We start from the raw sequence: 1,509 nt of genomic DNA, 5'->3' as shown, positions 1-1,509 counted from the left end.
CGCTCCCACAGGGGCTTGGCGGCGAACGAAGATTTTGCGGCCATCCCCGACCAGTGTGGGAGCGAGCCTGCTCGCGAAGGCGTCGGCATAGCCGACATCCCCGTCACTGACCCACCGCTATCGCGAGCAGGCTCGCTCCCACAGAAGCTGGCGGCGAACGAAGATTTTGCGGCCATCCCCGACCAGTGTGGGAGCGGGCTTGCTCGCGAAGGCGCCGGCATAGCCAACATCCCCGCCACTGACCCACCGCTATCGCGAGCAGGCTGAACTNGCCTAATGATTTTGGACACTTCAATCGGGCGCTATGATGGCGCCCAAATCTGAGGTGTTTGGATATGCGCAAATCTTATTCCAGTGAGTTCAAGCTCAAGGCTGCCAGCATGGTGCTGGACGAGGGCCAGTCCGTTCCCGAAGTCTGTGCCAGCCTGGATATTGGCCCTACCGCCTTGCGCCGTTGGGTCGACCAGGTTCGCAAAGAGCGCTTGGGTTCGACCCCCGAGGGGGCTAAGGCGATTACCGCCGATCAGCGAGAGATTCAGCAGCTCAAAGCGTTGCTCAGGCAAAAAGACCTAGACATTGAAATCCTAAAAAAGGCCAGTGCTCTCCTGCTTTTGGACTCCAAAGATCATTCTCGTTGATCAACGAGCTGGACGAGCAGTACGGCGTTAACAATTGCTGTCGGGCGTTTGGGGTCAACCGCAGCAGCTTTTACGCCTGGCGTCAGCGCCAAGGCAAGGTGAAGCCTGAGCGGGAGAAACTCAAAGCCGTGCTGGTCGAGCATCACAAGGAATCCAGAGCATCCGCCGGGTCTCGCACCCTTTCCAAGGAACTGCAAGCAAAGGGGCATCGTGTCGGGCGACATCTGGCTCGCAGTTTGATGCGCGAAGCCGGTGTTGCCAGTCATCAGCGGCGGCGGCACAAGTACAAATCTTCCGGCGTGGAAGCGCTGGTAGCGCCGCATGTGCTCAAGCGCAAGTTTGATGTCACGGCGATCAACCAGGTGTGGTGTGGAGATGTGACGTACATCAAGGTGGGTAAGCGCTGGATGTATTTCGCGGCAGTGTTGGATTTGTTTGCTCGCCGGATCGTGGGGTGGTCGTTTTCAATGATTTCCGATGCCACGCTGACCTGCGAAGCGTTGCGAATGGCGGTTCAATTGCGAGGCTGTCCAAAAGAGGTGCTGTTTCATTCTGACCAAGGTTGCCAATACACCAGCCACAAATTCAGGAATGAGATGCGCAAGCATGGACTCCTGCACAGCATGAGTCGTAAAGGTGAGTGCTGGGACAACGCCCCGATGGAGCGTTTCTTTGGGAGCCTGAAATCAGAGTGGGTGCCAGACGATGGCTACAGCTCGGAGCATGAAGCCCGCGTGGATGTGCAACGTTATGTGATGCGATACAACAACGTCAGGCTCCATAGCTACAACGACTACCGGTCGCCGGTAGCCATGGAGAAACTGGCGGCGTGAAACCTTAACTGGTGTCCAGAATTACTTGACCAGTTCAG

2 protein-coding genes are annotated in these 1,509 nt (G+C 57.2%); both read left to right on the top strand.

The features are described 5' to 3' along the window. The first annotated feature begins 335 nt into the window (after positions 1-335). Complete coding sequence (locus GSM73_RS26630) at positions 336-638, top strand: IS3 family transposase (RefSeq protein WP_047230570.1); 303 nt, start codon at positions 336-338, stop codon at positions 636-638. After that, complete coding sequence (locus tag GSM73_RS01125; protein ID WP_047230569.1) at positions 635-1,471, top strand: IS3 family transposase; 837 nt, start codon at positions 635-637, stop codon at positions 1,469-1,471. The genes GSM73_RS26630 and GSM73_RS01125 overlap by 4 nt, the downstream gene beginning before the upstream one ends. The last annotated feature ends 38 nt before the right edge of the window (positions 1,472-1,509 follow it).

Origin of the sequence: Pseudomonas sp. PICF6 (assembly GCF_009831705.1) — a bacterium.
Taxonomy (GTDB): domain Bacteria; phylum Pseudomonadota; class Gammaproteobacteria; order Pseudomonadales; family Pseudomonadaceae; genus Aquipseudomonas; species Aquipseudomonas rhizophila.
Note: the sequence above shows the minus strand (reverse complement) of the source record. Positions and strands in the feature narration are given on the sequence as shown.